30 protein-coding genes are annotated in these 25712 nt (G+C 63.5%); 15 read left to right on the top strand and 15 right to left on the bottom strand.

Annotated elements, in window-relative coordinates; all coding sequences use genetic code 11:
* Position 1: 1 nt before the first annotated feature.
* Positions 2-676 carry an HAD family hydrolase gene (locus FGL95_RS01535; protein ID WP_338079673.1) on the bottom strand — a complete coding sequence of 225 codons (675 nt, stop codon included), beginning with the start codon at positions 674-676 and terminating at the stop codon, positions 2-4.
* 142 nt (positions 677-818) lie between these two features.
* Between FGL95_RS01535 and FGL95_RS01530 the strand changes: the two genes are divergently transcribed.
* From FGL95_RS01530 to FGL95_RS01510, 5 genes are all read left to right on the top strand, one after another.
* Positions 819-1082, top strand: a complete 264-nt coding sequence (locus FGL95_RS01530; protein ID WP_169584137.1) for a hypothetical protein — start codon at positions 819-821, stop codon at positions 1080-1082.
* Positions 1079-1792 (top strand): HemK2/MTQ2 family protein methyltransferase, encoded by a 714-nt coding sequence (locus FGL95_RS01525; RefSeq protein ID WP_169584413.1) that lies wholly within the window; start codon positions 1079-1081, stop codon positions 1790-1792. Before FGL95_RS01530 ends, FGL95_RS01525 begins: the two co-directional genes overlap by 4 nt.
* Before the next feature lie 43 nt (positions 1793-1835).
* The gene (locus FGL95_RS01520; protein WP_169585184.1) at positions 1836-1985 is read left to right on the top strand and encodes a CDGSH iron-sulfur domain-containing protein; all 150 of its coding nucleotides are present in this window, start codon (positions 1836-1838) and stop codon (positions 1983-1985) included.
* Positions 1986-2002: 17 nt separating this feature from the next.
* Entirely contained in the window at positions 2003-3007 is a 1005-nt protein-coding gene (locus FGL95_RS01515) for an iron-containing redox enzyme family protein (RefSeq protein WP_240962632.1), read from the top strand.
* Positions 3008-3069: 62 nt separating this feature from the next.
* Entirely contained in the window at positions 3070-3951 is an 882-nt protein-coding gene (locus FGL95_RS01510) for an NAD(P)H-binding protein (protein ID WP_169584411.1), read from the top strand.
* Positions 3952-3955: 4 nt separating this feature from the next.
* Here the strand turns inward: FGL95_RS01510 and FGL95_RS01505 are convergent, their stop codons facing one another.
* Genes FGL95_RS01505 through FGL95_RS01490 form a run of 4 tightly spaced genes read right to left on the bottom strand, consistent with a single transcriptional unit; the run spans position 3956 to position 7166 of the window.
* A complete protein-coding gene (locus FGL95_RS01505; protein WP_169584410.1) occupies positions 3956-4654 on the bottom strand; it encodes a CPBP family intramembrane glutamic endopeptidase in 699 nt (232 codons plus the stop codon).
* 2 nt (positions 4655-4656) lie between these two features.
* Positions 4657-5130 (bottom strand): nitroreductase family deazaflavin-dependent oxidoreductase, encoded by a 474-nt coding sequence (locus FGL95_RS01500; protein ID WP_169584409.1) that lies wholly within the window; start codon positions 5128-5130, stop codon positions 4657-4659.
* 10 nt (positions 5131-5140) lie between these two features.
* Positions 5141-5920 (bottom strand): Abi-alpha family protein, encoded by a 780-nt coding sequence (locus FGL95_RS01495; RefSeq protein WP_169584408.1) that lies wholly within the window; start codon positions 5918-5920, stop codon positions 5141-5143.
* A gap of 10 nt (positions 5921-5930) precedes the next feature.
* Positions 5931-7166, bottom strand: coding sequence for a DUF445 domain-containing protein (locus FGL95_RS01490; RefSeq protein WP_169584407.1), 1236 nt, complete (start codon positions 7164-7166; stop codon positions 5931-5933).
* A gap of 74 nt (positions 7167-7240) precedes the next feature.
* Here FGL95_RS01490 and FGL95_RS01485 point away from each other — a divergent pair, with 74 nt between their 5' ends.
* On the top strand, positions 7241-9385 hold the full coding sequence (locus FGL95_RS01485; protein WP_169584406.1) for a thiamine pyrophosphate-dependent enzyme: 2145 nt from the start codon (positions 7241-7243) through the stop codon (positions 9383-9385).
* Between the two features lie 182 nt (positions 9386-9567).
* Here the strand turns inward: FGL95_RS01485 and FGL95_RS01480 are convergent, their stop codons facing one another.
* Positions 9568-9963: a hypothetical protein gene (locus FGL95_RS01480; RefSeq protein WP_169584405.1), complete on the bottom strand. Its 396-nt coding sequence runs from the start codon at positions 9961-9963 to the stop codon at positions 9568-9570.
* A gap of 22 nt (positions 9964-9985) precedes the next feature.
* Between FGL95_RS01480 and FGL95_RS01475 the strand changes: the two genes are divergently transcribed.
* Both FGL95_RS01475 and FGL95_RS01470 read left to right on the top strand, forming a co-directional pair.
* Positions 9986-10183, top strand: coding sequence for a hypothetical protein (locus FGL95_RS01475; protein WP_169584404.1), 198 nt, complete (start codon positions 9986-9988; stop codon positions 10181-10183).
* The gene (locus FGL95_RS01470; protein WP_169584403.1) at positions 10177-10497 is read left to right on the top strand and encodes a peptidoglycan DD-metalloendopeptidase family protein; all 321 of its coding nucleotides are present in this window, start codon (positions 10177-10179) and stop codon (positions 10495-10497) included. Before FGL95_RS01475 ends, FGL95_RS01470 begins: the two co-directional genes overlap by 7 nt.
* A gap of 8 nt (positions 10498-10505) precedes the next feature.
* Here the strand turns inward: FGL95_RS01470 and FGL95_RS01465 are convergent, their stop codons facing one another.
* A complete protein-coding gene (locus FGL95_RS01465; protein WP_169584402.1) occupies positions 10506-12038 on the bottom strand; it encodes an HNH endonuclease signature motif containing protein in 1533 nt (510 codons plus the stop codon).
* Between the two features lie 4 nt (positions 12039-12042).
* Entirely contained in the window at positions 12043-12288 is a 246-nt protein-coding gene (locus FGL95_RS01460; protein ID WP_169584401.1) for a hypothetical protein, read from the bottom strand.
* A gap of 174 nt (positions 12289-12462) precedes the next feature.
* On the opposite strand from FGL95_RS01460, the gene FGL95_RS01455 reads away from it, so the two are divergent.
* The 5 genes from FGL95_RS01455 to FGL95_RS01435 all read left to right on the top strand — a co-directional run bounded on the left by FGL95_RS01455 (position 12463) and on the right by FGL95_RS01435 (position 17465).
* Entirely contained in the window at positions 12463-13290 is an 828-nt protein-coding gene (locus tag FGL95_RS01455) for an ABC transporter permease (protein WP_169584400.1), read from the top strand.
* Positions 13287-14069 (top strand): ABC transporter ATP-binding protein, encoded by a 783-nt coding sequence (locus FGL95_RS01450; protein WP_169584399.1) that lies wholly within the window; start codon positions 13287-13289, stop codon positions 14067-14069. Before FGL95_RS01455 ends, FGL95_RS01450 begins: the two co-directional genes overlap by 4 nt.
* A complete protein-coding gene (locus FGL95_RS01445; protein WP_338079672.1) occupies positions 14066-15058 on the top strand; it encodes an ABC transporter substrate-binding protein in 993 nt (330 codons plus the stop codon). The genes FGL95_RS01450 and FGL95_RS01445 overlap by 4 nt, the downstream gene beginning before the upstream one ends.
* Positions 15059-15269: 211 nt before the next feature.
* Positions 15270-16517 (top strand): diguanylate cyclase domain-containing protein, encoded by a 1248-nt coding sequence (locus FGL95_RS01440; RefSeq protein WP_169584398.1) that lies wholly within the window; start codon positions 15270-15272, stop codon positions 16515-16517.
* Positions 16518-17465 carry an antibiotic biosynthesis monooxygenase gene (locus FGL95_RS01435; protein WP_169584397.1) on the top strand — a complete coding sequence of 316 codons (948 nt, stop codon included), beginning with the start codon at positions 16518-16520 and terminating at the stop codon, positions 17463-17465. It begins immediately after the preceding gene.
* On the opposite strand, the gene FGL95_RS01430 is transcribed toward FGL95_RS01435, so the two are convergent.
* Together FGL95_RS01430 and FGL95_RS01425 are read right to left on the bottom strand one after the other, a co-directional pair.
* The gene (locus tag FGL95_RS01430) at positions 17453-18229 is read right to left on the bottom strand and encodes a class I SAM-dependent methyltransferase (RefSeq protein ID WP_169584396.1); all 777 of its coding nucleotides are present in this window, start codon (positions 18227-18229) and stop codon (positions 17453-17455) included. The genes FGL95_RS01435 and FGL95_RS01430 overlap by 13 nt on opposite strands.
* Before the next feature lie 42 nt (positions 18230-18271).
* Positions 18272-18853 (bottom strand): TetR/AcrR family transcriptional regulator, encoded by a 582-nt coding sequence (locus FGL95_RS01425; protein ID WP_169584395.1) that lies wholly within the window; start codon positions 18851-18853, stop codon positions 18272-18274.
* Positions 18854-18960: 107 nt separating this feature from the next.
* On the opposite strand from FGL95_RS01425, the gene FGL95_RS01420 reads away from it, so the two are divergent.
* Positions 18961-20208 carry a serine hydrolase domain-containing protein gene (locus tag FGL95_RS01420; protein ID WP_169584394.1) on the top strand — a complete coding sequence of 416 codons (1248 nt, stop codon included), beginning with the start codon at positions 18961-18963 and terminating at the stop codon, positions 20206-20208.
* On the opposite strand, the gene FGL95_RS01415 is transcribed toward FGL95_RS01420, so the two are convergent.
* From FGL95_RS01415 to FGL95_RS01395, 5 genes are read right to left on the bottom strand one after another with little or no spacing between them, the layout of a single operon-like run.
* Complete coding sequence (locus FGL95_RS01415) at positions 20201-21010, bottom strand: MerR family transcriptional regulator (protein ID WP_240962631.1); 810 nt, start codon at positions 21008-21010, stop codon at positions 20201-20203. The genes FGL95_RS01420 and FGL95_RS01415 overlap by 8 nt on opposite strands.
* Positions 21010-22527 carry a flavin-containing monooxygenase gene (locus FGL95_RS01410; RefSeq protein WP_169584393.1) on the bottom strand — a complete coding sequence of 506 codons (1518 nt, stop codon included), beginning with the start codon at positions 22525-22527 and terminating at the stop codon, positions 21010-21012. Before FGL95_RS01410 ends, FGL95_RS01415 begins: the two co-directional genes overlap by 1 nt.
* A complete protein-coding gene (locus FGL95_RS01405) occupies positions 22524-23453 on the bottom strand; it encodes a ferritin family protein (protein WP_169584392.1) in 930 nt (309 codons plus the stop codon). Before FGL95_RS01405 ends, FGL95_RS01410 begins: the two co-directional genes overlap by 4 nt.
* A gap of 1 nt (position 23454) precedes the next feature.
* On the bottom strand, positions 23455-24306 hold the full coding sequence (locus FGL95_RS01400; protein WP_169584391.1) for an SDR family NAD(P)-dependent oxidoreductase: 852 nt from the start codon (positions 24304-24306) through the stop codon (positions 23455-23457).
* 2 nt (positions 24307-24308) lie between these two features.
* Entirely contained in the window at positions 24309-25316 is a 1008-nt protein-coding gene (locus FGL95_RS01395) for an alpha/beta hydrolase (protein ID WP_169584390.1), read from the bottom strand.
* A gap of 91 nt (positions 25317-25407) precedes the next feature.
* Between FGL95_RS01395 and FGL95_RS01390 the strand changes: the two genes are divergently transcribed.
* The gene (locus tag FGL95_RS01390) at positions 25408-25632 is read left to right on the top strand and encodes a dodecin (RefSeq protein ID WP_169584389.1); all 225 of its coding nucleotides are present in this window, start codon (positions 25408-25410) and stop codon (positions 25630-25632) included.
* Positions 25633-25712 lie beyond the last annotated feature (80 nt).

Below are 25712 nucleotides of genomic sequence, written 5' to 3'. Positions count from 1 at the left end.
GTCACAACCTCCCGATCGGGCTGTCGTCGAGCTGCTCCAGTAATTGTGCGGGATCATCGAAGACCGCGGCTGCACCAGCATCGAGCAACTTCTGCGCCGGACTGCCACCGGTGCGCAGCCCGACGAATGTCACTCCCGCTCGCGCGCACGCTTTGGCATCCCATTTGGTGTCGCCGACGAAAACGGCGTGCTTGGCGGAGACGCCGGCCCTTTTCAGTGCGATGCCGACGATGTCAGGATTCGGCTTCGCGGTGTCGACGTCCTCGGCCGAGGTCACGGCCGACACGATGTCGTCTACTCCGAGGACTTTGCGGAGAATCGACAGCTCGGCGTCCGACGCTGAGGTCGCTAGGACTATCTGCAGGTGACGGGCCGCAATCGCCTCCAATAGTTCGTGCGTTCCGGACAGCGGCCGCAACAACGACGCGGACTCCTCGTAGTAGCGGGTGTGCAGCTCTTTCGCGCGCCCTTTGGTGTCGTCGGTCGCGTTCGGCAGCAACGCGTCGAGCAGTAGTCCACCGTCCAAGCCGATGGAGTCGTGAATTCGCCAGGAATCGACTGCTTCGCCCACCTCGTCGAATGCTCGCGACCAGGTGGTGACGTGCAGATAGTTGGAGTCGACGAGGGTTCCGTCGATATCGAACAGTACTGCGGGCTCGGATCCAGTTTCGCTCACCTGACAGGGGTACCCGATGAGCGCAGGCGCAACCTCGGTTTGTTTTTCATTACTCCCGGGTATTCGGAGAAGGAGATCGTTGCCTTGGTGTTCCGCCAGGTTCGGTCTACCCGAACCCGACGACGCGAACAGGTGGACCGCGATGGTGAAACGATGGACTAGAGCAGAACGCGGCATCGATCCCGCGTTCCCCGATACAGCCGGCGCGTGGGTCGGATACGTTGTCATGATTGCCGCCGTGGCGATTGCGTCGATCGCCTTGGTGGCGTTCGCGTACGGCTTCGCAGGGTTGGGAGTGGTGGCTGTGATCGGTTCGATCGCAAGTTTCGGGCTAGCAGCCCTGTTGTTGACACGGGCCGGCAGGGTCAATGTCAACCGCTACCTCGATCCTGATCGGCTCGCATGACCACCGCGCCCGAGCGGTCCGATGCGACGCTGGAGACCGACAATGCACCCGCGACCCTGCCACGAGTATTCGTGCCTCCGGGTGTCTATCAGCCGCAAGAGGATTCGTGGCTGATCGCCCAAGCTATTCGCGACATAGCAATATCGGCTGGTACGGCCGTGCTGGATTTCTGCACCGGCAGCGGTGTTTTGGCGCTCAGCGCGGCCGAACGTGGCGCGACTGTTGTTGCGCTTGATATTTCACGAACTGCCGTGCTCACCGCGCGGGTCAATGCGCGCCTGCGACGGTTGCCGCTGACTGTGCGTCGCGGGAATCTGCACCGCGCCAAGGCGTTCGGACCCTTCGACGTCGTCATCTCCAATCCGCCGTACGTCCCCGCCCTCGCGACGGACTCGGCCGCACCCTTTGCTGAGCGTTGGGACGCCGGACCGGACGGGCGGGCGGTTCTCGACCCGCTCTGCGAGGCGGCGTGGGATCTTGTTCGCCCTGGCGGGTCCATCCTCATCGTGCACTCGGCCTTCAGCAGCGCGGAGCAGACATTGGATCGATTGCGAGCCAATGGATTCGACGCTGCGGTCGTGCGCCGCGCGATGATTCCGTTCGGATCGGTGCTGCGGAGCCGACGGACGTACCTGCAGTCAGTAGGCTTGTGCGACCCGGGCTGCGACGAAGAAGAGTTGGTGGTGATCCGTGGCGACAAGCCAGAGTGACGAAGCCGATACTCGGCGGGTCCAGATTGTGCGCGGCGGTCCGATGCTGATCGAGGGCCCCGTCGATATGGTGCTCGACGACGGCTCCCACGTGTGCTCTGATCGTTTTCTCGTTGCAGTGTGCATGTGCAAACGCAGCAAGATCTATCCACTCTGCGATACCAGCCATCGCAGGCGAAAGCCCACGCAATGAAACCCTTTGGAACGAGCATGTCCCCACATCTGCCCCGACCGCGTGGCCCCATCTCGCGCGCCGTAATCCGTGCTCTCGCAACACGTAAACCGGGCGATGTCACATTCGCCACCCCACCCGAACACATCGACCCGTTCAGCGCGGATGTGCAGGTTGCACTCACCGCGTGCTACGAGTTGCACTATCGCGGTTTCGAAGGCGTAGACGCCGATTGGGAGTGGGATCCTCAGCTCATCGGACTTCGCAGCGCGCTGGAGAAGCCTTTCCTCGCCCGCCTGCGCGCTGAGGTCGGGCCACGCGACGACATCGACGCCACGCTCGATTCGCTGTGTATCGAACCGGCGGACGGCGAAGGCTTCTCGTACTACCTCCGCGACGTCGGCACGTGGGAAAACTTCCGCGAATACTTCGTCCACCGGTCGATGTATCACCTCAAGGAAGCCGACCCACACGCTTGGGTGATTCCGAGGCTCACCGGCCGGGCCAAGGCCGGGATCGTCGCTGTCGAGTTCGACGAGTTCGGCGGCGGCCGAGCGGACCGCATCCATTCCCAGCTGTTTGCCGACCTGATGCGAGCCGCGGACCTCGAACCCGCCTACCTCGCGTACGTCGACTCCGCGTCGGCCGAAGCCCTTGCAGTCGTGAACTTCATGTCGATGTGCGGCTTGCGCCGGGGGTTGCGCGGCGCGATCGTCGGGATCTTGGCTGCGGCTGAAATCACGTCGTCACCGGGCTCGCGCCGGACTGTCGAAGCGCTCGAACGCCTGGGCGCACCGCAGGCGTGCATTCACTTCTACGCCGAGCACATCGAGGCCGACGCCGTGCACGAGCAAGTGATGCGCAGAGAGGTCGTGGCCGGTCTCCTCGAGCAGGAGCCTGGTCTCGCCGCCGATGTCGTATTCGGCGTCGTCGCGTCCGACATCCTCGAAACACGTTTGACAACAGCCGTTCTCGATGCGTGGCGGAGCGGCCGCAGTTCGTTGGAGCCGATCAACGACCACTCGGCGTTGGGCGTAGGTTGAGCGGGCCGAGCAATGGGTAACTCCCTCGATATGACTACGTACGAGTCTGGCGGCGCCACCCCATGACCACAATTCTCGTCACCGGCGCCACCGGCTTCATCGGCAAGCGCCTTGTGCCAGTTCTACTCGAGCAGTCGATGACGGTCCGCGCCATGACGCGGCATCCGGAGACCTACAGCGGACCAGGTGACCCGGTCTTCGCCGACGTCCACGACCCGAAGACGCTCACCGAACCGCTTGCCGGTGTCGACGTCGCGGTCTATCTCGTCCACTCGCTCGACGACCCTGACTTCGAGCGCAAAGATGCCGATGCCGCGCGCGCGTTCGGCGCCGCAGCCGCCGCAGCGGGTGTGAAGCAGATCGTGTACATGGGCGGGCTCGGCGACGACCACGACACTCTGTCGGCCCACCTGCGGTCTCGGCGTGAGGTGGAAGGCCTCCTCGGGGAAGCGGGTGTCCCGGTCACCGTCCTCCGGGCGGCGATCGTCGTCGGTGCCGGCGGTATTTCGTGGGAGCTGACCCGTCAGTTGGTGAAGAATCTGCCTGCCATGGTGGTGCCCAAGTGGGTGTCGACCCGGACGCAACCGATCGCTATCGACGACGTAATCCGTTATCTCGCAGGAGTTATCGGGCGCACCGAGGCTTTCGGGAGGGTATTCGAGATCGGGGGACCGGACTCGATGACGTATCTCGAGATGCTGCAGGTCGCGGCCAAGATCGCCAACGGGCGGAGCATCCCGATCTTGAAGGTCCCGGTGCTGACGCCGACCCTGTCGTCGTATTGGCTGGCGCTTGTCACCGACGTCGATGTGACGACCGGGCGGAACTTGATCGACTCGATGGGCATCGAGGTCGTCGTCACCGACCGTGCGATCGAGGAATTGGTGCCCGGCGCGCCGATCTCGTACGAGGAGTCGGTCCGTCTGGCTCTCGCAGACGCGTGACCGCCTAGCCGAAGAACAGCGGCAAGAGGAACAGCATCAACGTCGACCAGGTCACGTGGGTGAGAATCGGCGCAAGGATGCCCCCGGTCGCGCGGCGCTGCAGCCCGACGACCACCCCCAACAACAGCGCCGCGAACGACAACGCCACATTCCCGGTCGCGAGGGTGGCGATCGCATAAGCCACGGTCGTGACCGGAACCGGGTACCGCGTTGCCGCGGCGTAGACGGCACCGCGGAAGAACAACTCCTCGGCAATTCCGGAGACGACGGTGATGGCCACCAAGATCGGTCCGGCGCCTTGATCAGCGTGGTCGAGCACCGACTGCACTTGGCCGTAGACGAATGGAATCTGGCGCACGACAAGCGCTCCCACGATGAACACTGCTGCCAGCGCTGCACCGATCACGATCGGCGTGACAATTGGCCGCCGTGTCCCCGACGCGTATGCAATGCGGCCAAGATGCAGCGGACCGGACGCGAACGCACCGACTGCCCAGACCAAAGCCAGTCCGGAAGTCGCCGGGTAGAACCAGACACTGCCGGGGTCGAGTCGGAGGGAAAAGCCGAGCACCACGCCCCCGATGATCAGGAACACCACGGTCACGATCTGCCGCCGTCGCAAGGCTTGCGGCGTCATCCGTTGATCGCGCGGCACCACGTCCCACAGGGCGCTTCGGAGCCATCCTCCGATCGACGTCGTCATTCTTACGGATTCGCGCGAGTCAGGACGAAAACGGGAATGAGGCGCTCGGTTCGGGTCTTGTACAGGTCGAAGTTGGGCCACACGGAGACCAGCACGTTCCACAGTTCATCTCGCTCGGGGCCTTCGACTTCGCGCCAGGTCACCTCGATGTCTTCCTGGTCGAACGCGATTGTGGCGCGCTCGGATGCGCGAAGGTTGTGCACCCACACCGGCATTCGCTCGTCACCGAAGTACGAACCAGCTACCAGCCATTGACCTTGGTAAGGCACGCATAGCAGGGGAGTGGTTCGGATGACACCACTCTTGCGACCGGGAACACTGAGCATCAGGTTGGGCAGTCCGGCAACGTCGAGCAGGCTCAAGCGCCCACCGCTGAACCGTTGGAGGCGGCTGTCGCTCTTCTCGATCAGCGGTAGTGCTTTCGGCATCCAGGAGATAGCGCCGATCTTGACGGCGAGCGGAGTCAGTAGTCCCATGCGGTCAAACCTATCGGTGGTCGGGTGTTGGCTCGTCGCGCTGGTCCGGCACCTGGTAGTCGTAGGTGTCCGGATCGGCGGCGTTCCACAGCGCACGACCGAGTTCGCTGAGGGTGATCGATCGCTTGATGTGCTTCTCCGACTTCATCTTCAGCTTCCCGATGATCGAGTCCGCGGTCGCCGATTTGTCGGCAGCTTCGATCTCTTCATAGGTCTCGAGGATCTCGTATTGCTCTCGCAGCGAATCGTCCTCTGGTCCGATGTCGACGAGGCCGAGGGTCTCGAGATGTTGGACGTAACTGGTGACGGCACGGGGCAGCCGGATACCCGCGTCGGTTCCGATGGTGGTGGCGTAGTTCAACAGCCGCCGGTCGACCGAACCGGGCGAGCCGATGCCGACGTGGATGATCGGTCGGGGGCGGCCGTCGGCAAGGGCATTGATGATGCGTACTTCGTCGGGGACGAGGGCGAGAAGCAGCCGCTTGTAGTTGGCAGTTTCGGCTTGCGCGGGGCTTTGCCGGACAGAGCGTTCGAGCATCTCCTGCACCATCGACCGCACCGAGGTCCGTGGGTCCGGTGGGGCGGTGAACGATTCGTCGACGTGTTCGGTTGCGCCAGGATAGATATCGAACTTCGGGCGTTCGCTGTCCTCGCGGATGAGCTGGCGAAGGATCGATTCGGTCAGCGCAAGCGGCCGACGCAATGCGGAACCGACGAGTCCGAGTAGTCCGTCGGCCACCGCTATGACGGGTAGTCGGCGTAGCTCGTGGGGTCCTGACTTTTCCGTCATCGGGCGGTCCTCATTTCGCGAACATGATGATGATGCCGTCCTGCAGGAAGCCGGCGACCGTGCCGAGAATGGCGCCGGTGGAAATCAACGTCCATTCGTCCTGTTGAAAGGCTGGGCGCAGGACGCCTTCGAATTCTTCGGGCGGAAGCTCCTTGAGGCGGTCGGCGAGAACGTGCCTGATGTCGAGCGTGTCTTCGAGGTAACCCTCTGCGTGCGACATTGTTTTGGGGAGCTCGGCCATCACCTTCTCCGCCATGATCGTCTTCACTTTGGCGAGATTGTCGGTACCGACAGCCACCCGAACGAGCGGCTTCGCGAAGCCGAGTTCGTCGTCGATCATCGCCCCGATGTGCTGCTGCAGGATGAGGAAGAAGCGGTCCGACTGCGGACCGCGAAGCAATGTGTCGATGACCGCGTGCGGGGTAAGCACTTTCGCGGCGATGAGGTCGGCGAGTTCCTCGGAAACCTCGTCCTGGTACTTCAGGAACAGGCCCTGCCAGGTGAAGATGCCGAGGTACTTCTTCGGTCGCTTGGGGTGAAACAGCAGACCCTTGATGCAGAACCAGTCCGTTGCGAAGCCGTTGACCGCACCCATCACCGGATTGACGATCGGCGAATGCAGGATCAGGTAGAACGTGAGCTGGAGCAGGCCGATCGCGAAGCCGGCGACAAGGCCGAACCGCCTGATGAACGCCCACTCGCGCTTGCCTGCCTGCCTGAACACACGTTGCAGAATGGTCTTGTCGTACACCAGAGTTCGGGTTGCAAGGGACTTCAGGTCGAGGACTTCCTCGACGTTCTGCCCAACGTCGAACATGATGCCTTCGATTGCGGCCGGAGCACGTTCCCGGAGGCGGCGTCTGATGTCGTCTTTCACGAAACCAGGCATGTTGCCCCAGACCTCGGGCTGGGTCGACGCCGCGACCTGCTGAATGACCGCGTCCATCGATTTCATCAGCGGCTCACGGATTTCCGACGCGAAGCGGTCCGGATCGATGCTGGCCCAGACATCTTTGGGCGTGATCAGGTCGCCGATGATTTTGTTGGTCGCAACACTGGCCATGTGCGCAGCGCGGAGCGGAATGATTCCTTGCCAGCCGAGCGGAATCTTGCCCAGCCGAACGCCTTTGAAATCGATGGGCTTGAACATCATTTCGATGGCAACGACTTTGGTGACATAGCCGATCAGGGCGGCCAACAGCACCACTGAGCTGTAAGGCAGCCAGTGCTCGCTGAATTCGGTCACAATGTCGGACAACACATGAGCGGGTTCCCCTATTCGTAGCGGAACTAAACTCTCGTCGCACCTACGCTGGGCGTATGGCCGAGTCGATCGACACACGCTTTGCACCGTCGGTGCAGGTGGTGCGTGCTGGGGGTCCGGTGCGTTCCGGCAGCGAGTCGGTCCGGGATGGGTCGCGCCTGAGTGTCGGACGGTGCCTGGAGCTTTTCGACGCGCAGCTCGGCAGCAGGCACCTCGACTTGGTCGCGCGCGAGCTTCGCGCCCGTGGTGCCGGCTTCTACACGATCGGCTCGTCCGGGCACGAGGGGAACGCGGCGGTCGCGGCAGCGCTGCGACCCACCGATCCGGCGTTGTTGCACTATCGATCCGGGGCATTCTTTCTGGAGCGAGCGCGTCAGGTCGGCGGCAGTAATCCGTTGCGCGACGTGCTCTTGGGCATCGTTGCGTCTAGCGAGGAACCGATCTCGGGTGGGCGGCACAAGGTGTTCGGTCGCTACGACCTCGCCGTCATCCCACAGACGTCCACCGTCGCGTCACATCTGCCGCGCGCAATGGGTGTGGCGTTCGCGACTGAGCGGGCCGGGAAGCTGGGAGTTGCTTCGGCCTGGCCACGCGATTCCGTGACCGTCTGCAGCTTCGGCGACGCGTCAGCGAATCACTCGACCGCGGTGGGGGCGATCAACACCGCCGTGTTTGCCGCGTACCAGGAGCTACCCATTCCGTTGTTGTTCGTCTGCGAGGACAACGGAATCGGGATCAGCGTGACGACGCCGAAAGGCTGGATTGCCAGCAATTTCTCCCATCGCGCAGGGCTCGAGTACTTCGCGGCTGACGGGTGTGACTTGGCAGCAGCGTTCGATGCCGCTGCGGCGGCGGTGTCGTGGGTCCGCGCGCATCGTCGTCCCGCATTCCTTCATCTGCGGACGGTCCGGCTCATGGGACATGCCGGCTCAGATCTGGAATCGGCGTACCGCACGCCTGCTGCCATCGCCGATGACGAGGCTCGCGACCCTCTGCTCGGCACCGCGCGGTTGTTGGTCGAGGCGGGGCGGCTTTCGCCGGGTGAGGTCGTAGAGCGATACGAAGCGAAGCGGTCCGAGGTGCGGGCCTTGGCTGCGGAGGTGGCTGCTCGGCCTCGGCTCGACAGTGCAGCCGCGATAATGGCGCCGTTGAAGCTGGTCGCCGTTGAGTCGATTTCGTCGCGTGCTGGCTCCGACGGTCCGCTCACGGTGGCACAGGCGATCAATGGAGCGCTGGCCGAGGTTCTGGTCGAGTACCCGCAGGCGCTGCTCTTCGGCGAGGACGTCGCGCGCAAGGGTGGCGTCTACGGCGTCACCCGTGGGCTGATGAAGAAGGCCGGTCCGGCGCGGGTGTTCGACACCGTGCTCGACGAGCAGTCGATACTCGGACTTGCTCTGGGCGCAGGGATTTCGGGTTTGCTGCCGATTCCGGAGATCCAGTACCTCGCCTACCTGCACAACGCAGCCGATCAGATCCGTGGTGAGGCAGCAACTCTCGCGTTCTTCTCCAACGGTCAGTACCGCAACCCGATGGTCGTCCGCGTTGCGGGGTACGGCTACCAGAAAGGGTTCGGCGGGCATTTCCACAACGACAATGCGGTCGCCGCGTTGCGCGATATCCCAGGCATCGTTGTCGCCTCGCCGTCGCGGCCCGACGACGCGGCCGCGATGTTGCGGACCTGTGTCGCAGCGGCACATTCTCGCGGCGCGGTGTGCGTCTTCCTGGAACCTATTGCCCTGTATCACGTTCGGGATTTGCACGAGGAGGGTGATGGATTGTGGCTCGCACAGGATGACGGCGCCCACGTCCCGATTGGATCGGCCCGCACCTATGGTTCCGGTACGGACCTCACCATCGTCACCTTCGCCAACGGGTTGTTCATGAGTCTGCGCGTGGCGGCGAGGCTGCGGCGGTCCGGTCTCGATGCGCGGGTCGTCGACCTACGTTGGCTCGTTCCCCTGCCGGTCGAGGATCTGCTGCGCGAGGCGCGGGCGACCGGGCGAGTGCTGGTGGTCGATGAGACCCGCCGGTCCGGGGGAGTGTCGGAGGGCGTTGTTACGGCACTGCTCGACGCAGGGTTCGATGGTCGAATCGCCAGGGTAACAAGCGAAGACAGCTTCATTCCCCTCGGCGACGCCGCGGACAATGTGTTGCTCTCCGAAGAGACGATCGAGGCCGCGGCGGTGCGGCTCATTCGCTAGCGGCGGACCGCGTCGCGTGGAACAATCCGGACACACTCGACATCGATCGGCGAACGAAGGACCCTTCCGATGCGACGGTTCAGCGGGTAATTGTCAGCCTCGTGATCGTTTCGGCGTGCTTGAGTGGCACGTCGACGACGACAGGCAGGACTCCCGTTCGGGGCCGCTCGAGGACGAGACGTTCACACCCCCTGATCGTCTCGACTTTGAACCCCGACCCGATCCCCGTCAAAGGCAGCGACGGCAAGGTTCACGTGAGTTACGAACTCGCCGTTCTCAACACGGCGCCACGGGATGCGACGATCACGCTTGTCGAGACGTTGGCCGACGGCGCGGACGGCAAAGTCGTTGCGACGATCGACCGCGATGAAGTCGTCGCGCGATCCGTAATCGTCGGTGACTACAAGTTGCCGCCGATCCCAGCGGCCACTTTGCCTGCGGGACGCACAATGCTGCTCGTCATCGACGACGCGTACGCCGAGCGGTCCGATGTCCCGGCGAAGTTCGTGAATCGCCTCGCCTCGACTCGCGCCATTGCCGCCCGACGCAGGGGAGCGGTACGCCATCGACTGGTTCAAGGCGGACCTCGCTGTCAAGCCTATGTACGACGACGACGGTGGGCTCGGCACGTTCCGTGGCGACCGCACTCGCAACGAGAGCTTCCTGGCCTTCGATCAGCCGCTGCTTGTCGTGGCGGATGGAACGGTGGTTACCGCTGTGAACGACGTCGTCGATGGTCCGCCTCTGGTGATTCCCGGCGCATTGACGGTCGCCGAGCTCGGCGGGATCACGTGGTGATCGACATCGGCGACGGTCGTTATGCGTTCTACGCGCATATCAAAGGGGGGTCGGTGAAGGTCAAGCCCGGCGACAAAGTCACGAAGGGCCAAGAGATCGCTCGCCTCGGCAACACGGGAAGCGCAACGGAAGCGCACCTGCATTTTCAGGTCATGGCGGGCACCCAGCCACTCACTGCAATGAATCAGCCCTCCCAGTTCGAGAAGTTCACCCTGCAGGGCACCGCTGAATCGGACGGCTTCGTTCCCGCCACCGACGCCGGTCCGCGCACGGACGAACTGCTCCTCATAAGAAGCGTCATCAGCTTCCCGTAGACCCTTCATCAGAAGGGTGCCGGTTCGTCCGGCTCGTTAGTTGGTGGGGCCGGGAGTTCGGGGTTCCGGGTGACGGTGAGTTTCGGTTTGAGGCGTGCCGGTGGGACTGCGGTGAGTCCGCCGCCCGGTGTGGTGATGAAGTGTTCGCCGTGGCTGCTGGTCCAGCGGATTCGGCTGCCGGGCAGTGCTTCCGCGCGCCACAGTTTCAATGTTTTGAGGGTGTGGTGGAGTTGGCAGAGGCATTGCAGGTTTTCCGGGAGGGTGAGTCCGCCGTCGGGTGGGTTGGTTTGGTCGAATTCTTCGATGTGGTCGAGTTGGCACTTGGCTGCGGGCACATTGCAGCCGGGGAAGCGGCAGTGCTGGTCGCGGGCGCGGACCAACGCTGTTGTTTCGGCGTTGGGTCGGTAGATGAACGCCGTTTTCGGTAGTCGCAGGCTGGTCGGTCCTTGGACGCGGCCGACGGGGACTGGGATGTGTCGCTGGACCGTCGGTGGTGGGGCTGCTGCTGGCTCGACCGGATCTGGTTGCACCGCTGCGGGTTCGGGGATGACACCGGCGTTGTGTCGTCCGCCGCGGGCGATGAATTGGGTGGTGGGTTCGCGGTCGATGAGGCCGTGTTCTTCGGCGAGGTGCAGGCATTCGGTGAGCATCACTTGCCAGGTGCCGTCGTCGGCGAGGGTGCGAGCGAGGTCGGGGTCGATCGGTCCGTAACCGTCGAGGTAGGCGGGGTTGGAGAGCAGTCCGAGCAGGGTGGCGATATCCACGGTCACTTGGACGAGGGGTGTGCGGCGTTTGTCGTTGGGGGTGTGTGTGGCGGTGCAGTCGTCGCGTCCGCAGGAGCAGTCGAGGTGGGTTTCGCCGTGCATGAGGGCCATGAACGCGTCGGCCATGCGGTAGTCGCGTCCGCGTGTGTCGTGTGTGCAGACGGTGTCGGCGATTTCGGTGAGCCGTTGCATCACGGCTTCGGCTTCGTCGGGGTTGACGTGGGCTTCGATGACCGAGAGGGCGTCGCCTCGACGGCGGCGCACCCGACGGAACTGTTGTTGTTCTTTGCGGAGGGCGGCGTATTCGTCGGGGCTGGTCCGGATCAAGGTTTTGTCGATGGCGCGGGCGAGCGGACCGGGTGAGAGCCGCAACGCCGAAGAGAGGATCTCTTCTTCGGCTTTGTCGAGGGTGTCGTGGGTGAATCCGGTGGTGGCGCGGCAGATCCGGGCGACGCGGGGGTAGTCGAGTTCACCGGCGGCGAAGGCGGCATTCACCCGAGGGAGTCGCAACCGCAAATCCATGCCGACGCCGGCGAAGGTTTCGGCGGTGGTTTTGGAGACGCCGAGGCGGACGGCCATTTCGGCGAGGGCGTTGTTGCCGCAATCGATGATGTCGCCGGTGGCGAGTTCGGCGTCGCGTTCGATCCAGTCCGACCAGAAGTGCCCGGCGGCGGTGATCTTGGCGTGGGCGGCTTTGTTCTCCGCCACAGACGCGGTGGCCATGTGGTCGAGCAGTGAAATGGACTGTGCAAGAAACGATCCCCCGATATCGAACATATGTTCAGTGTACCGGAGGGGTCCGACAGAGACCAGGAATTTGTTGGCTCATCGAGTGAACTGCGGTCGGGCGCTCGGCAGAGAGTTCGCCGGTGGCGAGTTCGGCGTCGCGTTCGATCCAGTCCGACCAGAAGTGCCCGGCTGCGGTGATCTTGGCGTGGGCGGCTTTGTTCTCCGCCACAGACGCGGTGGCCATGTGGTCGAGCAGTGAAATGGACTGTGGAAGAAACGATCCCCCGATATCGAACATATGTTCAGTGTACCGAAGCGGTCCGACAGAAACCAGGATTTTGTTGGCGCTGAATGGATGGCGTAGCAGACCCCTTTGGTCAGGAGGGGGAGATGGCATCCCGCTGATTTCAAATCTCGTGTGATTGGTCGGGTTCGGCGAAGATTCGGACCAATCAACCAGATGAGGAGTCAGATGTCGGCCGATATCACCAGTGTGTCGATTCCCAGGATCGAGACACCGCGATCGGCGCCGTTCTACCGTCGTTCGGGGTTTCTGCGCGCCTTGGTGCCGGTGGGGCTGTTGGTTGCGTGGCAGTTGATAAGCCAGAGCGGGCTGATCTCGGAGCGCAAGCTTCCTGCGCCGTCCGTGGTGTTCGAGGCTGGGCTCGAGGTATATCGGTCGGGTGCACTGGGCGATGCGCTGTTCGTCTCGGGTCAGCGGGCCGTACTGGGGTTCGCGATAGGTGCGGTGCTCGGGATCGGACTCGGAATCATCGCAGGCACAAGCCGACTGGGCGAATACAGTGTCGACCCGCCGCTGCAGATGTTGCGCACGATCCCGCTGTTCGGGCTGATTCCGTTGTTCATCATCTGGTTCGGGATCGGCGAGGAGCCGAAGGTGTATCTGATTGCGCTGGGCGTGCTGTTCCCGCTCTACCTGAACACGTATGCAGGGGTCAGGCACCTCGACCCGAAATTGCTCGAACTCGGATATGCATTGCGCCTGGGCCGAATCGAACGGCTCTGGACTCTCGTGATCCCCGGTGCGCTCCCGCAAATCCTCGTCGGCGTCCGGCAGAGCCTGGGCATCGCATGGCTGTCGCTCGTCGTCGCCGAGCAGATCAACGCCAGCGCGGGACTTGGGTTCATCGTCAACAATGCACGCGAGTTCTTGCGGACCGACATCGTCATCTTCGGCTTACTGCTGTATAGCCTGCTCGGCCTCATCACGGATTCCATTGTGCGCGTTGCAGAAGAGCGTGCACTTCGCTGGCAACCGAAAGCTCGAGAAAACCTATGACGACCACACTTCCGTCGGCAAAGAACAGCACCTCGGCCGCTGCGGCTCGAATCACCGGATTGGGCAAGAGCTTCGGTGACCGCGTCGTCCTCGACGGCATCGACCTGAACATCGAACGCGGCGAAGTCGTCGCTCTCGTCGGTCGCAGCGGATCGGGCAAGTCGACGCTGCTGCGAATTCTCGCCGGACTCGCGAAAGCGGACAGCGGACGGGCCGCCGTCGACGGACATCCGACGCTCGCTTTCCAGGAACCGAGGCTGGTGCCGTGGCTGTCGGTGGTCCGCAACGTGGCACTCGGCAGTCCTGGCCGGCGCAATCGCGCTGCAGCCGAGGCGAAGGCACGGGCCGTGCTGGCAGAGGTCGGACTCGAGGACCGCGCAGACAGCTGGCCGCTCACTCTGTCGGGTGGCGAAGCTCAACGGACCGCGTTGGCGCGAGCCCTCATTGCGGAACCGACGTTGTTGCTGCTCGACGAGCCGTTCGGCGCGTTGGACGCACTGACTCGGCTTTCGATGCACGACCTGCTCCTGCGGCTGTTCGCCGAGCGTGGTTTCGGTGTGTTGCTGGTGACCCACGACGTCGCCGAGGCGGTGACCCTGGCCGACCGAGTACTGGTGCTCGACGCCGGCCGCATCGTCGAAGACGTCGTCATCGACCTCCCGCGGCCACGCGCCCATTCGTCCCCCGACGGCGCCGTGTACGCGGCGAGGCTGCTGCGCCTGCTGGGCGTGGCCGAGCCGACAACCCAACAGTCAACCGAGAGAAAGCAATTCCCGTGAAACTAAGATCGACACGATCGAGGCTCGGCCTCGCAGTCCTTGCCGTCAGCACCCTCGTCCTAGCCGCGTGCGGGGACGACGGCAAGACCGAGGCTGCCCCGTCGGGCCCAGTCGACCTGTCGACCGTCACGCTGAAGGTCGGCGATCAGAAGGCGATCTCGATCGAGGTGCTGCTGAAGGCGTCGGGTCAGCTCGACAATCTCCCCTACAAGGTGGAGTTCTCGACGTTCACCGCTGGACCGCCCCTGATCGAGGCCGCGAGTGCCAACGGCATCGACTTGGCCCAAACCGGGAACACGCCCGTCATCTTCGGCGCAGCCTCCAATGCCGATATCAAGATCATCGGAGCACTCGAAGCGACTGGCAAGGGCGACGCTGTGCTGGTGTCGAAGGACTCGCCGATCAAGTCCGTCGCCGACCTGAAGGGTAAGAAGGTCGCGGTAACCAAAGGCAGCTCTGCAAACGCGAATCTCCTTCTCCAACTGAAGAAGGCGCGGCTCTCGCTGGGTGACATCGAACCCATTTACCTCGCCCCTGCCGACGGCTACGCGTCGTTCCGAAGTGGCGACGTCGACGCCTTGTCGATCTGGGATCCGTACACCGCGATCGCCGAACAGGAAGTCGGCGCACGTTCGATCGCGAGCGCGGAAACAGCGGCGAACGGCTACAACTTCTGGGCAGCGTCGGCCAAGGCCGTCGGCGACGCGGGCAAGGCCGCGGCCATCAAGGACTTCCTGACCCGCTATGCCGCGGCGACCAAATGGTCGTCGGAAAATCTCGACGTCTGGTCGGCCAAATACGCCGAACTGACTGCCATCAGCCCTGACGCGTCGAAGGTCACCTGGACGCGGTCGATCAAGTATCCGACTGCACTGACCGACAAGATCGTCGCCTCCGAGCAGGAGATTGCCGACGCCTTCACCGATGCGAAGGCCATCCCAGGCAAGGTCGACTTCGCGAAATTCGTCGACAAGAACTTCTCCGACTGACCCGTCGCCACCGGGCCATGGTTGCCCGGCGACGACCACGCCGAATTGACGCCGCGCCCAACGCGCTCGTCCACCTGTCGTTCGTGACGTAAAATGCGGACAACGTTTTGCACGGTGACACTCGGCCGAGAGTTTGGGGAAACATTTGGATCGCGACGAGGCGATGCGTCGCGCTAAGTCCTGGTGGTCGGCCGTTTCGGATTTGGGAAACGTGCCGCTGTCGACTCGGGACGCGCAGGTGGTACTGGCCGACCTGATCGGCGAGTTGTCCGCTGCTCTGGACGCCGAGAACTTCGACCCCACGATCGCCGAGCGCGCCGGAGCGACCTTCGTCGGCATGCGGCTGTCCAATCCGAAGGTGCTTGCACGGTCTGCCAACGTCTTCGCCGGGCTCGACCGTAAGGTCCAGAGCCTGATTCCCGATGGCGTGAGCAACCGGTCGGCCGCGCTGTTCGGCTCCTTCGGCCACGGCTACGCGGCAGCGCTGCGATCGAGCATTCTCGCCGACCAACATGCGCTACACCACGCGATGTCCGTCGCCCGCAGGCAGACGCAGGATGCGTTGCGGCTCAGCGATACTCGCTTCCGTGCGGTGTTCGAACATGCGGCGGTTGCTATCGCGATCGCAGATACCGACGGCGTGCTGATCGACGTCAATCCGGCGCTGTCGACCATCTTCGCGACCCGCGCCGAGAAGCTGCGTGGGACGAAGCTCTCGGATCATCTGCACCCTGATGATCGAGGTCGGTTCGACGAGGTGTGCGCCGAGCTCGTCGCCACAGGCGAAGGCACTGTTCGCGTCGAAACCCGGTTTCCGCGCAAGGGCAAAAACGATGGCTGGGCACTGTTTGCGATCACCTTGATCAAAGGCGTCGACGGGCACGACGATTACGTCCTGGCCAGTGGCGAAGACGTGACGGACCGCCGCGCGTTGCAGGCCGAGCTCTACGACCAGGCGCGGCGCGACCCACTCACGGGCCTGCCGAACCGGCTGTTGTTGCGGGAGGCCCTCGATACCGCTATCTCCAGCGCCGCACCCACCGATCGAATCGGCTTGTGCTTCCTCGACCTCGACGGATTCAAAACGATCAACGATCGGTACGGCCACGGCGCAGGCGATCGCCTGCTCGCCGCAGTCGCGTCGAGGCTTGGCAAGCAAGCCGCCGAGAACGGTTACATCGTCGCGCGGCTCGGTGGTGACGAGTTCATTGCCCTCATACCGGTTCCTGCGGAACCCGCGACCGTGCTCGCGGCAGCGCAAGGGATGATCGCCGCGCTGGACGAGCCCTTCGAAGTCGAAGACCATAAAACGACCGTGTCGGTAAGCATCGGGGTGCTGGTGCCTTCGGTCGCTGGCGCGGACCCCGACAAGTTGCTCGATTCTGCAGATGCAGCGTTGTACCGCGCGAAAGCCGACGGCGGCGGAGTGCTGTTCATACACGACCCCGGCAACCCGTAGATGGCTGCCGCGACAGTCGTCACCATCTTTCATCGCACTCGAGACCGAGCGGCCTTCCTCGACTGGGCGGACGAGATTGTCCGCGCTGCAAAGAAATTCAGCGGCTTCAGGGATGCTCAGACTGTCGCGCCCGAATCGGTCGACCTCGATTGGGCGACCGCCGTCAGATTCGACGACGAAACCGCGCTGCACGCGTGGCTCGACTCCGCGGCCAAGCGAGAGGTGTTCGCGGACGGAGCGACGCGGGGGTTTCTCGGTGCAAACGCCGATCTGATCTTGGTACCCGGGTGCCTGCCGCCGGGGACCGCGGTGTTCAGTCATGCGGTCGCGCCCGGCCGGGAACAGCATTTCGAAGACGTCCAGTCGCGGCTTGCGGCACAGATTGCGGCCTTCTCCGGCGCCGAGGGCGTCGCACTGCTCGGTCCGCGCGATGACGGTCGATGGTTCGCGGTGCTGCGGTTCCGTACCGATCGCCAGCTCGCAGACTGGCTGGGCTCGCGGGAACGGTCCGAAGCCCTGCCCGAGCTCAGATCGGAACTGACCGAAGACTTCAAGGTCGTCGTCAGCAGCACGCCGTTCGGCTCGATCCTGCGGTTCGCGAACGGTAAGGCGCAGGTCACGCCGCGGTGGAAAACCGGCATGCTGATCCTGCTCGTGCTCTACCCGACCGTCATGACGCTGTCGAGGTTTCTGAATCCGGTGCTGATCGACCATGGCGCGCCGCTCTGGCTCTCCACATGGCTCAGCGAGATCGTGAGCGTCGGGCTGTTGACGGGGGTGCTGATGCCGTTCGCCACCCGGCGGTTTCGCCACTGGCTGGACCCGGTCGACGGCTCCGGGCTCAAAGTCACCGCCATCGGCATCGCGATCGTCGTCGTCGCATACGCCGCGACACTGACCCTCTTCGCATCCGTCCGCTGGTTGCAGTTCTGGGACTATCCGCGCTGAGCAACCGCTAACTCGGCGCGTAGCTGCATGAAGCGGAAGAAGCCCGGCTTGCCGACCACTGCCTCGTAGCGCGATACGACCGCGTCGACGAAGGCGGGAACGTCGGCCGGGTCGATGCGTGCGGTCCAGTCGGCGAATCCGACTGTGCACCATTGCGCGAACGCTTCGCGCGAGCCGAAATCCCATTCGCGATCGACGACGTCGGACGAGGTGACGGTCAAGCCGGCGGACCCGACGATGGTCGCTAGGGCAGTGGGTTCGATGTGCACGAACGGGGGAGTGAAATCGGTGAATGCGCCGGACCACCGCGGATCGGCGCTGACGTCCATCGCGACCTGCTCGACGCTGGGTCGTTCACTCGCACAGACGAATTGGACCAACACTCGACCGGTCGGGACCAACGCGTTCGCGATATTGCGGTACGCGGTCTCCTGCGCGCGGACCCAATGCAGGGCGTTGAACGAGACGACGAGATCGAACTCGTCGGCATAGGTCATCGTCGTCACGTCACCGACCGCGAAATCAACGTTAGGGGGTTCGCTCGCCTGCACCGCAGTCTCGATCATGCGCGGCGAGGGGTCGACGCCGAGTACGGACCCACGAGGTAGCCGACCGGCGATGGACCGTGTGATGTAACCGTCGCCGCACCCGACGTCGAGCACTCGCTCGTCGCCACGAACCTGCACGGCGGCAAGCGAATACTCCGCCATGGTTCGCTGGAGTGCACTGATGTGGGCATAACCTGCACCGTCCCAGTCAGCCATCGTTGCTCCGGTTCATGTTGCGGGCGGGATTGCTTACGCAAATCATTCCAGATCGATTCGATCACGTAGGCCACTCCATACGACGTCGAACACGTATTGCGCTGCGCGTTCGGGAGTGACGTCCGGCTTGCTTTCGCGCCAACGCGCGATCTGGTCGCACGCGCCGATGATGACCAACGCGAAGGCTTCGGGTTCGCGCTCGTCACGCGGGTGGCCGTATTCCTGCATCATCGCCGCGGTGAAATCCGCCTGCTGTCGGCGCAATGCGTCGACTTCGTCGGCTACGACGCCGCTGCCGAGGGTGGCGGCATGGTTCATCAACGACCAGGCGTCTCGGTGCAGATCGGTGTATTCGAAGAATGCCTGCAATGACCGGCGAAGCGCGTCTTCGGGTCCGCTCGAACCCGCCACAGCGGCCTGCGTCGCCTCGAAGAGTCCAGTTCTGGCCTGGGCGAGCACTGCGGACAACACACCGTCTTTCGAGCCGAAGTACTCGTAGATGACGGGTTTGGTGACGCCGACGCGGGCCGACAGTTCGTCCATGGTCGCCTTGCGGAAGCCCCGTTCGGCGAACAACGTTTCGGCGAGATCGAGAATCTGTGCCTCGCGATCGGGTCTCGGCATGCGCCGCCTCGTCCCGTGGCGTTTCGTCGTGTGGCGTCTCGTCATGTGACCGATCCTACTTCAAGTAGCCTACCGGGAGTAACCTACTTCTGGTAAGTTATGGGTTCATGAGCATCATCCAAGATCTGGTTGCCACAACCCCGCTCGGCGTCCGAGTGCCGGTGCCGTTTCGGCTAGGGGAAGTCACCACTCGCGGCGTCGAGACTCCGCCCGAAGACTTGGACTTGTCGCCGAGGGCGGTCAATCGGGTCTGGACCGCAGTCGAGGGGCTCTACCGAACGGGACTGCATCCGGGAATGAGCCTTGTCGTTCGCCATCGCGGCCAGGTCGTACTCGACCGCGCGATCGGGCATCGACGCCTCGATTCCGACGAGCTGATGACGACGGACACGCCTGCGTGCTTGTTCTCGTGCTCGAAGGTGGTCACGGCGCTGATCATTCACAAACTCGTCGAGCAGAACGCGCTCGCACTCGACGACACCGTCGCACAACACATTCCGGAGTTCGCGCAGAACGGGAAGCAGGACGTGACCGTGCGTGCGCTGCTGACCCACCGCGCCGGAATCGCCAAGTTGCCGGCCGAAATTGCCAACGCGGAAAGCCTGTTCGACAACGATCGCGTGCTGGCCGCGCTGTGTGCGGCGCCGCTGTCGAACGCCGACCGGCAGGGCTATCACGCGTCGACCGCCGGCTACGTCCTCGGCGAGGTGGCGCGACGAGCGTCCGGCCGTGACCTCCACGAACTTCTGCGATCGACGATCACCGAACCGCTTGGTACGCCGAATGTCACCTACGGTGTTCCCGTCGATCGGCGCGACGACGTCGCGTTCAGCTACTCGACCGGCCCGAAGCGGCTGCCGATCATCACCCCGATGCTGACCCGCTTGCTCGGCGGACCGCCGGAAGAGATTGCGCCTGCGATGAATTCGCCGCAGGGCATGGATGCGGTTATTCCAGCGGCAGGTGTCTTCGCAAGCGCTCGCGACGCGAACCGCATCTTCCAGATGCTCGTCGACGGCGGAACGTGGAACGGTCAGAAGATCTTGTCGCGCAACACGATCGACATAGCGACCACCGCAGCCGGACCGCTCGTCTTCGACGATTCGCTGCCAGCGCCGATCCGGTTTTCGCCGGGCTTCATGCTCGGCGAGCGGGTCGCCAGTTTGTACGGATTCGGCACACCCGATGCGTTCGGCCACCTCGGTTTCACGAACATCGTCTGCTGGGCCGATCCATCACGTCAGCTGTCGGCGGCGTTCATCAACACCGGTAAGGCCGCATCGCCTGAGGCGTTCATCGGCATGGCCGCCGTCACTGCAGCTATCAGCGCAGCCGTCCCCGTGCAGGTCAGCTAGGCGTTGTCGGCACGCCGTGCTTCGCTGCGGCGGCCGCCAGATAGTCGCCGAGTTCGTCCTTCAGCGTCTTGTCGAGCGCGATAGCCAAGCGGTTCTGGACGGATGCGACGCCCAGTTCGCGAAGATCGTTGAGCATCGCTGTCAACGCGGCGATATCGTCGTCGGTCTCCGGCAACCAGCCGACGCCGTGTTGCCGGGTGATCTGCGTTTTCGCCTCGGTGATCATCATCTTGGCGATGTCTTCGACATGTTCGGTGATACCGGCGAACAGGTCGATGATCCGACGCAACTCGAAGCCGTAGCCGTGCAGATCGCCGAACGTATCCAGCAACTTCGGTTCGGTGAACACGACATTGTCGCCGTGGAGGCGCACAAGTCCCATCTCGGCCAGTCGCTGGAGAAGTTCGGTATCGCCGCTGCCCAGGAAGTTTTCGACGAGCTCGCGCGGAACCTCGAATGGTTCGGTCGGCTCGCTGTTTCCCCAGGTAGCGGTGACCGCATGCTGCAGTCCGAGGATTTCGGTGAGGTTCTTGCCGGTCTCCCAGCTGGTGATGAAATCGGCGATGTGCGCCGTAGTGAAGCCGCGCTGGAGCAACGCGTCGATGATCTTGAGCCGCTCCAGATGGCTGTCGTCGTAAATGAGAGCGCGGCCGTCCTTCTTCGTTGACGGAGGAAGGAGGCCGCGTTCCACATATGCACGGACGTTGCGAGTTGTCGTTCCGGCGGCGCGCGCCAGTTCGTCGATGCGGTATTCCACCATCTCGACCAACCCCTTGAACGCGCGTGCCGGAAGGACCGACATTAGCCGAGCGCTGGGGCAGCGCGTTGTACCGGCGTCGTTCGCGGCTTGTCGACCTGTGTGACGACGTAGTCGCGCAAGTCGAACTTCGCCAGCTGATTCGCGAACTGGGTGCCGAAGCCCGGGAACATCGACGGGTTGAACCCGTCCTCGGTCAGGTACCAACTCTTGCAGCCGGAGTTCCAGGTTGTGCTCGATAGGCGCTTCTGGAGCCGCTCGTTGTAGCTGTCCTGCAGATCCCGACGGACGTCGATTGCGCCGAGGTCTTGGCCGACGATGGTGCTGATCGCGTTCGTCAGGTAGTCGATCTGCGCTTCCATGTACACGAGTGCCGAGTTGTGCCCCGGACCCGAGTTCGGCCCGAACGTGAAAAACAGATTCGGATAGCCGGACACAGCCACGCTCTTGTATGCGTATGCCCCGCCCCGCCATTCGTCGGCGAGCACGCGACCGTGGCGACCGACGACCGGGATCGGCGTTCCCGTCTTCGAGACGTCGAAGCCGGTTGCGAAGACGATGCAATCGAATTGGTGCTCGATGCCTTCGGCGGTGCGAATGCCTTTCTCCGAGATCCGGGCGATCGGCCACGTCACCAAGGTGCAGTTGTCGCGCGTCAAGGCGGGGTAGTAGTCACTCGACATCAGCAGCCGCTTGCAGCCGGCGCGGAAGTCCGGGGTCAATTGCCGTCGCAACCACGGATCCTTGACCTGAGCGCGCAGGTGCGCTTTGCCTGCGAGCTCGACTACCCGGGTCAGCGGCGTATTCCACACAACGCCGAGTGCCACCGACTCGTGACCCCAGAACCACGCTTGTCTGGCAAGCGATTCGGTCTTCGGGACGTCCTTGTACAGCCGCTTCGTGATGGCATTGGTGCGGCGGTTGACCCGCGGTAGGACCCAGCCGGGCGTGCGCTGGAAGACCTTCACCGACGCGGCCTGTTCGACCAGTTCGGGAATGATCTGGACCGCGCTGGCACCGGTGCCGACCACGGCGACCTTCTTGCCGGTGAAGTCGTAGGAGTGGTCCCAGCGTGCGCTGTGGATCTTGTGGCCCTCGTAGTCCTCGATGCCGCGGATCGCCGGAAAACTGGCGTTCGCCAGGGGACCGGAGGCGAGCACGACGGTCCGTGCGCGGACCTTGCCCTTGCGGCCCTCGACGCCTATGTTCCACAGCCCGGCTTTGTCGTCGAACTCGATGCCGGTGATGTTGTGCGAAAACCGGAGATAGGACGCCAGGCCGAAGTTCTCGACCATGTGGTCGATGTAGCCGAGGATCTCCGCACTTCGCGAATACGTATGCGACCAGCCGGGATTCGGCGCGAAACTGTACGAGTACAGGCGTGACGGGATGTCGCACGCCGCGCCCGGGTAGGTGTTGTCGCGCCAGGTTCCACCGACTCGAGCATCGCGCTCGAAGATCGCGAAGTTGGTGATTCCCTTCTGTTTCAAGCGAATAGCGGTGCCGATGCCGGCGAAGCCGCCACCGATGATTGCCACGTCCAATGGCTTCGCGGTACTCATGCTGCCGGCTCGTAGGTCAGTTCCTTCGACCACGTGGGCTGTGCGCCCAGGAGTCGCTCCGGAATGTGCGCGGTCAGTTTGACGAGCGCATCGGCAAGCAAGTGGTACGGGTGATTGCGGTTGATGACCATGCTGCCGTGGTACTTCACGATCTGATACATCGGCAGTCGGCGGGCGAAGGCGCTGCGCTCACCGACATTCTTGTATTTCCGCATTGCGCCGTACAGTTTCTCCTCGTCGACGCCCATCTCGACGATGTTGTCGCGCATCTTGTTGAGAAGCGGTACGTAGCTGAAGATTCCGATCATCAGGGTCGGGTTGAGCCAGCCGCCGACCAGATCGATCGCCAGTTTCCGAATGCGTGCATGACCGAGCAGATCCATCACGGCGTAGTCGGTCGCGAGGTGGCGCGACTCGTCGGAGTTGATCTTCCGGAACACATCTTGCGCAACCGGGTCGGGGACCTCGTCGGTGATGAACTTGATCAAGGCACCGTCGAGCGCGACCTCCAGCATCGGAATCACCGTGCCCAGGAAGGACATCGACATTCCATCGGCGTACTTGTCGAGGAAATCGATGACCAGCTTGACGTTGATATTGGGTTCGGGAATCTTGTCCCCGTCGAGCATGCCCCACCGCTTCATCAGTGCGAGTTCGGCGTTGGCGTGCTTCTGCTCTTCCGCATGGAAGTGGCGGTAGATGTCTTTGAGGGTTTCGGTCGGGGCCTTCTTGGCCATCGCGGCGAATCCGCGGGCACCCACGTTCTCGATCCACATCAGGTCTGCCATGAATGGCTTCAACTTGGCGTGCAGTTCGGGGGAGATCGTCTCGGCGCCGGGTTCGTCCCAGTCGATGTCGGCCAACGCCCACTGGCGATCCTTGATCTTTGCCAGCATGTCGTCGAAATCGAACGTCGTTGTCGTCATGTCAGACTCCTGTCTTCTCTTGGGGAACAACCTGATTCAGTAAGCCGAGCGCGTACGTGTACTGCGCGGGCAAGTGGCGCTTGAGGTGCCAGACCACGTTCGCGTCCACTTGTGGAAGGACGTAGAGGCGGCCCTTGTCGTTGGCGTCCAACGTGGTTCGTGCGACGCGTTCGGGGGAGAAGCCGGTCCAGCGCATCAGCCGGTCCGCGAGTTGCGACGACTGTGCGGTGATCCGTCCGTCGCGAGCGACGTTGGTCTTGACGAACGTCGGGCACAACACCGTCACCTTGACGCCGCTCCCGTGCAGCTCGGCGGCCATCGTCTCCGACAGCGACATCACGGCGGCCTTCGACACGTTGTACGGACCCATCAGCGGCGCGGCCGCGAAGCCTGCGGCGGAGGCGACGTTGATGATGCCGCCGCGGCCGGCCTTGCGCAGCTGCGGTGCGAAGAGTTCGCAGCCGTGTACGACGCCCCAGAGGTTGATGCCGAGTGCCCATTGCCAGTCGTCGAGGCCGATGTCGCCGACCGGCTTGCCGCCGATTCCGACGCCTGCGTTGTTGATCACCAACGACACCGAACCGGCGAAGGTCATCTCGGCATGCAGGGCAAGGTTCTCCATGTCGTCTCGGTTGGAGACGTCACAGAAGTATGCGTGCGCAGGGCGGCCGTGGGCCTTCTCGATCATGCGCACGGTTTCTTCCGCGCGTTCGAGATCGATGTCGGCGCAGATGACTTCGCCGCCACGGGCTGCAAGTTCGAGTGCGAAGGCACGTCCGATGCCGCTTCCGGCTCCGGTGACGACCGCCTTGGCGTTTCGCGACGGACCGTTGTTCGAGCCAAGTCCGAACATGGTCAGCTCACTTCCTGGATTGATGTGCTCGTTGCAAGTGCATTGGTGAGGAATGCCGCGGTCCGGCGCAGGGCTTGCGACGCTTCGGGGATGAGAAGGGGGAGTGCTTGAAACACGTGCATCTGCCCGGGCCAGATCTCTAGCTCGCAGTCGCTGCCCGCCGCTCGGAGCATTCGTTGCAGTTGCCGAGCGTCAGCACTGAGCATCTCGGCACCGCCGGCTTGGACGAAGATCGGCGGCAGCGAAATGCCGCGCGGGATAGTCAGTTGCAGCCGCGGATGATCGTCGCGTTGGCCGAAGGTGTAGTGGCTCAGCAGCGTTCGGGCCGCACGGGCGCTGATCATGGGGTCCTTGCGTCGACGCTCCTGAACGGCAGCGGTCCCGAAGGTGAGATCGACCAGCGGTGAGAACATGGCGACCGCGGCGGGCTGTGCTGCGCCGGTCCGGGCGTTCTCGAGGAGTAGATCCAACGCGAGATGGCCACCGGCGGAATCGCCGCCGATCACGATGTCCGACGCGGCGTAGCCCGCGTCGAGCAGCCAGCGATACCCGGCAGCGACGTCGTCAGCGGCGGCGGGGAACCGATGTTCGGGCGCCAGGCGGTAGTCCGAAACGAACACGGGTAATCCGGTCGCGGCCGACAATCGTGAGGCAAGGCCGCGATGGGTCCGTGCAGAACAGATCACATATCCGCTGCCGTGGATGTAGTACATGGCAGCGCGTCCCGCGCTTACCCCAGGGGCACGAACCCACTCGCCGACAACCTGGTCGGTACGCACCTTTGTGACCTTGGTTCCCGGCAATGGCGGTCCGAGCGCGGTCATGAAGGTCGACACGATCTGTCGTCCGGCCCAGACGCCTGCTCGGTTTGCCGGTAGCGCCACGTTGATCGGGCGCAATCCCAATCGTGTTGTTGCTAAGGCGATTTGCGAAAGAAGGGATGCCGACGTCGGAACAGCTGGAACGTCGTCGATCCTCGGTAGGGTCTCCGTTGACCCGGATCTCGTCATACGAATGAGCATGCACCGACAATGTGCCAGTTGTCAATGGCACATTGAGCGACGATCATAAAAACGGGCGCTACGGTGCAACAATCGCACCATGAGTAATCACGTGTACCGCGTCATCGAAGTTGTCGGTTCATCCACCGAGGGAAGCGATGCGGCTGTTGCCAACGCCGTCGCCCGTGCGGCCGAGACGGTCCGCAACCTCGAATGGTTCGAGGTGGTCGAGACGCGCGGTCACATCGTCGACGGTGCGATCTCGCATACCCAGGTCACCGTGAAAATCGGCTTCCGCGTCGAGCCGGGTGATCTACAGCTGTAGAAGTGTCGGCGCGGACACACTTGGTGAGTCGGCGCCGTGACGGACGGATTCCTTTCCAGGTCCAAAAATGGTTTCAGAAC

Origin of the sequence: Antrihabitans stalactiti, from assembly GCF_012932915.1 — a bacterium.
In the GTDB taxonomy this organism is placed as follows: Bacteria; Actinomycetota; Actinomycetes; order Mycobacteriales; family Mycobacteriaceae; genus Antrihabitans; species Antrihabitans stalactiti.
The sequence above is the reverse complement of the archived record's forward strand: the minus strand, read 5'-3'. Positions and strand labels throughout refer to the sequence as shown.